The sequence below is a fragment of the Paraburkholderia sp. genome (assembly GCF_026225065.1).
GTDB lineage: Bacteria > Pseudomonadota > Gammaproteobacteria > Burkholderiales > Burkholderiaceae > Paraburkholderia.
Genome location: NZ_JAMFSB010000337.1, coordinates 1 through 5,891 on the forward strand (window position 1 = coordinate 1; position 5,891 = coordinate 5,891).

Annotated in this window: 5 protein-coding genes and 1 pseudogene; 3 read left to right on the forward strand and 3 right to left on the reverse strand. The window is 62.4% G+C overall.

Annotated features, from left to right (window positions below; genetic code table 11):
- The 3 genes from M0954_RS23555 to M0954_RS23565 form a co-directional block, all read right to left on the reverse strand.
- A partial coding sequence (locus M0954_RS23555; protein WP_367279530.1) for an ABC transporter permease occupies positions 1-524 on the reverse strand: 524 nt, incomplete at its 3' end.
- Positions 511-1,581, reverse strand: coding sequence for an ABC transporter ATP-binding protein (locus tag M0954_RS23560; RefSeq protein WP_297355825.1), 1,071 nt, complete (start codon positions 1,579-1,581; stop codon positions 511-513). The genes M0954_RS23560 and M0954_RS23555, both read right to left, overlap by 14 nt.
- 85 nt (positions 1,582-1,666) lie before the next feature.
- Positions 1,667-2,734 (reverse strand): ABC transporter substrate-binding protein, encoded by a 1,068-nt coding sequence (locus M0954_RS23565; RefSeq protein ID WP_297355827.1) that lies wholly within the window; start codon positions 2,732-2,734, stop codon positions 1,667-1,669.
- A gap of 138 nt (positions 2,735-2,872) precedes the next feature.
- On the opposite strand from M0954_RS23565, the pseudogene M0954_RS23570 reads away from it, so the two are divergent.
- The 3 genes and pseudogenes from M0954_RS23570 to M0954_RS23580 form a co-directional block, all read left to right on the forward strand.
- Positions 2,873-3,795: pseudogene (locus tag M0954_RS23570) on the forward strand (LysR substrate-binding domain-containing protein).
- A 132-nt stretch (positions 3,796-3,927) separates the two neighbouring features.
- Entirely contained in the window at positions 3,928-4,662 is a 735-nt protein-coding gene (locus M0954_RS23575; RefSeq protein ID WP_297355831.1) for a GntR family transcriptional regulator, read from the forward strand.
- Between the two features lie 75 nt (positions 4,663-4,737).
- Positions 4,738-5,891 (forward strand): MFS transporter (locus M0954_RS23580; RefSeq protein WP_297355830.1); only part of this gene is annotated, 1,154 nt, incomplete at its 3' end.

Consider the following 5,891-nt stretch of genomic DNA (forward strand, 5'->3'; position numbering starts at 1 on the left):
ACCGACATCACCATAAAGGGCACCAGTACGTGCGTGAGTGCAATCACCACGCCGGTCATGGTGAAAACTAGCCGAATCGGCTCAGAGGTGAAATGCAGCGCCTGTAGTGCGTTGTTAAGCACTCCGTTGTTACCGAGCAGGATCTGCCAGCCCAGCGTGCGCACCACCACCGAGATCAGCAATGGACCCAGCACGATCAGCAGACATACCGACTGCCACGGCCGCTTCATACGCGCGAGCACAATCGTCTCGGGCACGCCGAGCACGATGCACAGCGCAGTCACCGCGAAGGCGAGTCCGGCCGTACGGGCAAAGATTGCGCCGTAGTAGGGATCCGTGACCACCTTTAAGTAATTCGACAACGTATAAGCCGCAAGCGTCCCTTGGCTGTCGCTGAAGGCATGGAACGACAGCACCAGTGTCAGCACGAGCGGCACCAGCAGCAGGCCGCCGAACAGCAGCAGCGCCGGCCCGGACAAAAGCCACGGCGCCGCGCCTGCGCGATCGTGGTCAAGCGTGGCCATCGGGCTTCTCCTTCTCGAGCATGCGCAAGTCGTCATCGGACCATGCGAGGCCGACGTGCTCACCTTCTTCAGGCGGCGGCGCCCCGAAGTTCGGCTGCGCCACGCTCAGGCGTCCGATGCCGGTGTCGACCTGCAGCAACCACTGGTTGCCGATGAACACCCGCGTCGTGATGCAGCCGCTCGCGCGCGCATCCACACCTGCCAGACGAACCTTTTCCGGGCGGATATAGACGTTCACATCGCCTTGCGCAGGACGTCCTTCGTGCGGCACCTTGAGCGTAGTGCCCGCCACGTCCACTTCGGCACAGCGTCCATTGCGGCGTACGACCGCTCCCGACAGAAGGTTGGTCTTGCCAAGGAAGGTCGACGCGAAAGCCGTCTTGGGCCGCTCGTACGCCTCGAATGGTGTACTCAGTTGCGCGATCGTGCCGCGATGCATAACCGCGATGCGATCGCTCATCGTCATCGCCTCGACCTGGTCGTGCGTCACGAGGATCGTCGTGATGCCGAGGCGCTTCTGGATGGCGCGCAGTTCGATGTGCATCTCCTCGCGCAACTTGGCGTCGAGATTCGACATCGGTTCGTCAAGCAACAGCAGTTCGGGACGCATCGCCAGCGCGCGAGCAATCGCCACACGTTGCCGCTGGCCGCCCGACAGCTCCTTCGGATAGCGACCACCCAGGCCGCTCAAACGCACGAGTTCGAGCACTTCGGCCACGCGTTCCGCACGCGCTGCGCGCTTCATGTTGCGCATTTCAAGGCCGAAGCCGACATTACCCTCGACGGTCATGTGCGGAAACAGCGCGTAGCTTTGAAACACGACACCCATGCCGCGCTTTTCGGGCCGCTCGTGCGTGATGTCGCGCCCGTCGAGCATGATCGTGCCGGTGCTCGGCGTGATGAACCCGGCTAACATCTGCAGAGTCGTAGTCTTGCCGCAACCGGACGGCCCAAGCAGCGACAGGAACTCACCTCGCTCCACTTCAAGGTCGATCTGCTCGATCGCAGTGAAGTCGCCGTAGCGCTTCGATATGCCTTTGAGTGTCAGGAAACTCATGTGCGTCCCCGTCTCCGGTGAGGGTGTCGATGGGGCCAACATGCGGCGCGGTGCGCCGCTGCAGGCCCACTCGACGTCTTCGATCTCAGCGCTCGACGCTGCGATTCCAGCGCTCGGTCCATTCCGCGCGATGCTGGTTGATCGTCGTCCAGTCCACGGCGATCAGCCTGGCCACCTGGTCCGGACCATACGGCACGCGCGCCGCGACTTCCGGCGCCAGCTTAACGGTCTTGTTCACCGGACCGAGCCCCATTGCCTTGGCCTGGATAGCCTGTACTTCCGGACTCAACAGATACTGGATGAACTGTTGCGACAGTTCGAGTTGCGCGTTTTCGACCACCGGGCAAGCCGCAACCTGCAGCGCGATACCGCCTTCCTTCGGATAAAAGAACTTTAGCGGAAAGCCCGTGTTCTGCAACGCCACCGCGCGGCCGCTACCGTACGGTGCAAGGATCACGTCGCCGTTCTGCATCAGGCCGTCCATCTCGCCTGGCGTCGGCGCCCACGACAGCACATTCGGTGCAACCTGCTTTGTCATCGCGGTGAAGCCCGGATCGATGTTCTTTTCGCCGCCGCCGTTCAGCCGCGCGAGCATCACGAGTGCGTGCAGGCCGTACGTGTTGGTGATCGGCGGCATACCGAGTTTGCCCTTCAGACGCTTGTCGGTCAGCACAGTCCACGAATCCGGCGCGGGCAACCCCATCTTCTTGAACGCCTCCTCGTTATAGCCGATCCCCGTCGCCACCATGCCGACGCCCACTGCGCTCGGGCCGAGGTGCGCGAGCGGATACAGGTCGTTCATGACCGGCGCGTCCGCGACCTTCGAACACAGGCCCATCTGCATCGCCTGATACATCGGACCGTCGTCCATGACAGCGACGTTGATCTGCTCATGCCCCTTCTGCGCCTGCAGCTTCGCCAGCGTGTCGCTCGAATTGCCGGCCACATAGACGATCTTGACGTTGTGCGCCTTCTCGAACGCCGGGATGATCGTCTGCCGGTACATCTGCTCGTTCGAACCGCCGACGTTGGCCACGTAGAGCGTGGTGTCGGCCTGCGCTATTAGCGGTCCGCACAACGCACCCGCAACGCCGAGCGCGGCCAGCAGCAAACGAAAAGATAACGGACGAAGGTTTCGCTGCGGGTATCGCATGGGGCGGGTCTCCAGTCAATGTGCTGCTGGGCACTTGCGGGAATACATGTGAACTGAAATTATTCTGTCGGGCAAAGTGCATAACGTCCAATACGAATAAAATAACAATCCATACCAATCTGATATGGGTTGCGCGCGATGAATCTGAAGCATATTGAGGCGTTTCGGGCTGTCATGCTGGCGGGATCCATGACCGCGGCGGCCAGGGAGCTGTTCACCTCGCAACCCAACATCAGCCGGCTCATCACGCAGCTGGAACGCGAAACCGGGCTGCTGCTGTTCCAGCGCAGCGGCGTCAGACTGATCCCCACCAGCGAAGGCAACGCTTTCTTTCGCGAGGTGGAACGCGCTTATGTCGGGCTTCAGGGGCTCACCAACGCAGCCGCGCAGATCAAGAATCTGGGCAGCGGGCGCCTGCGCATCGCAGCCATGCCTTCCGCGGGTCTGACGCTGGTGCCACACGTCATCAAACGCTTCCAGGAATTGCGGCCGGAAGTCACCGTGTCGCTTCACGTGAATACCTCGGGGACGGTCAATCACTGGACCTCCTCGCAGTTCTGCGATCTGGGCGTAGCGGTCTACAAGAGCGAAGCGTCCACCTGCGAAGTGGAACTGTTGTCGGAAGCCGCAGCCGTATGCGTGCTGCCGGCCGGCCATCGGCTGGCGAAGAAATCCGTACTGAAGGCCGAGGACTTCAGGGTGAACCGTTCATCTCCCTCTGTCATGGCGACGGCACCCGGACGCAAATGGACGAAGCCTTCGAACGCGCCGGGGTCCAACGGGTACTCGCCATCGAAGCGCAGTATTCGGCGATCTGCTGCGAGATGGTGCGTTGCGGGATGGGCGTGACGTTGGCGCATCCCATCGTCGCGCGTGACTTTGCGGGGCCCGGCATCGAGATCCGGCCGTTCAAGCCCGCAGTGATGTTTCCCACGTATCTGCTGTATCCGCCCCATCAGCCGCGCGATCGCCTGACGCTCGAGTTCGTCCAGTTACTGCGCAAGGAGCACCAGGAGTTGCTGGACAGTTTCGAAAAGTCGCGACGTCCGACCCGGCGCTGAAGCCGGCACAGGCGTTGACCGACGACGGCGTTCCGGTCAACGCAGCAACCGCAGGCGCAGTCCCCGTCCAGGGAAAACACCGATCCTCACATGAGGCAATTCATATAAACATATATATGAATTTCATCAGCCATCGGACCCGTTACGATCTTGGACGACCGCATTCCCCGCTATCACCGTCTGCGCGACCAGCTGGCCGCGCGCATCGCCGCGCTTGAATGGCAGCCGCATGACCCGTTGCCGACCGAACAGGAACTGGCGCTCGCCTACGGCCTCGCGGTCGGCACGGTGCGCAAGGCAGTCGACCTGCTTGAGCGCGAAGGGCTCGTCGAGCGATTCCAGGGACGCGGCACCTTCGTGCGCCGCGCCGCCTTCGACCGTTCGCTGTTCCGCTTCTTCCGTTTTCAATCGCCCACGGGCGAGCGACGCGTCCCTGAGAGCCGCATTCTCGAGCGCGCCGTGATGCGCGCGCCCAAAGCGGTCGTGGCGAGATTCAGCCTCAAAACGGGCGCCAAAGCGATCCGGCTGGTGCGCTTACGGTTAATCGACGACCAGCCGATCGTGGCCGAGCAAATCTGGTTGCCGCATGAGCCGTTCGCTGCGCTGGCCGACTGCCCGATCGAGGACTTCGGTCCGCTGCTCTATCCGTTCTACGAGCAGCGCTGCGCCCGCGTGGTAGCGCGCGCCGACGAACGGCTGACGGTAGAGACCGCCAATGAAGAGGACGTCGCCACGCTTGGCGTGCTGGCACATAGCCCGATCGTCGTGATCGAACGGGTCGCTTACGGTTACGACGGCGCACCGCTCGAATGGCGTCTCTCGCGAGGCGCCGCACAACACTTTGCGTACGACATAGAGATCCGCTGAGCGGCGCGTCGTCACGCTTCTTTGGGGTTTAACAAGCAGCATCGTCGACGCCGGCATATGGCGCGTGGAGTCCAGATGTTTTCCTGGTATGGCGAAGTATCGAAGAACGAGCGGCGCACGTTCTGGGCCTGTTTCGGCGGCTGGGCGCTCGATGCGCTCGACGTGCAGATGTTCAGCCTCGTGATCCCTGCGATCATCGCCGAATGGGGCATCAGCAAAACCCAGGCGGGGCTTGTTAGCGGCGTGACGCTGGTCGCATCGGCGCTGGGCGGCTGGATTTGCGGCGCGGCAGCGGATCGCTACGGCCGCGTGCGGACCTTGCAGATCACGGTGGCCTGGTTTTCGATTTTCACGCTGCTGTCCGCGTTTGCACAAAACTTTCCACAGTTCATCGTGCTGAAGGCTTTGCAAGGTTTTGGCTTTGGCGGCGAGTGGGCAGCCGGTGCAGTGCTGATGGCCGAGACCATCAGCAACCGGCATCGCGGCAAGGCCATGGGCGCTGTGCAAAGCGCATGGGCCGTCGGCTGGGCCGCAGCGGTACTGCTCTATGCAGGCGTTTTCTCGTTTCTGTCACCTGCGCTCGGCTGGCGTGTGATGTTTGGCATCGGCATCCTGCCTGCACTGTTGATCGTCTACGTAAGGCGCAATCTCAAGGAGCCGGTTGTCGCTGCGAAGAAGGGCGCGCCGGAAGGTAAGCCTGGCTCCGCCGAACGCGTCCCGCTGCTCTCGATCTTCGCGCCGGACGTGCTGCGCATGACGCTGATCGGCGGCCTGCTCGGCGTCGGCGCACATGGCGGCTATTCCGCGCTGACGACATGGTTGCCAACCTTTCTGAAGACCGAGCGGCATCTCTCGGTGCTCAGCACCGGCGGCTATCTCGCGGTCATCATCCTGGCGTTCTTTTTCGGCTGTCTGGTTGCGTCGGTGCTGCTCGACGCCATCGGCCGCCGCCAAACCATCCTGCTGTTTTCGGTCTGCTGCGTAGCGACGGTGATCCTGTACGTCTTCCTGCCGATGTCGAATCAGGCCATGCTTGCCTTAGGCTTTCCGCTCGGTTTCTTCGCTGCCGGAATTCCCGCGAGCATGGGTGCGCTCTTCAACGAACTCTATCCGCGTGGCACGCGCGGCACCGGTGTCGGCTTCTGCTATAACTTTGGACGGGTGGTCTCGGCCGGCTTCCCGGTCATGGTCGGACACCTCGCCGGCCAGTTTTCTCTGGGCTTTGCGAT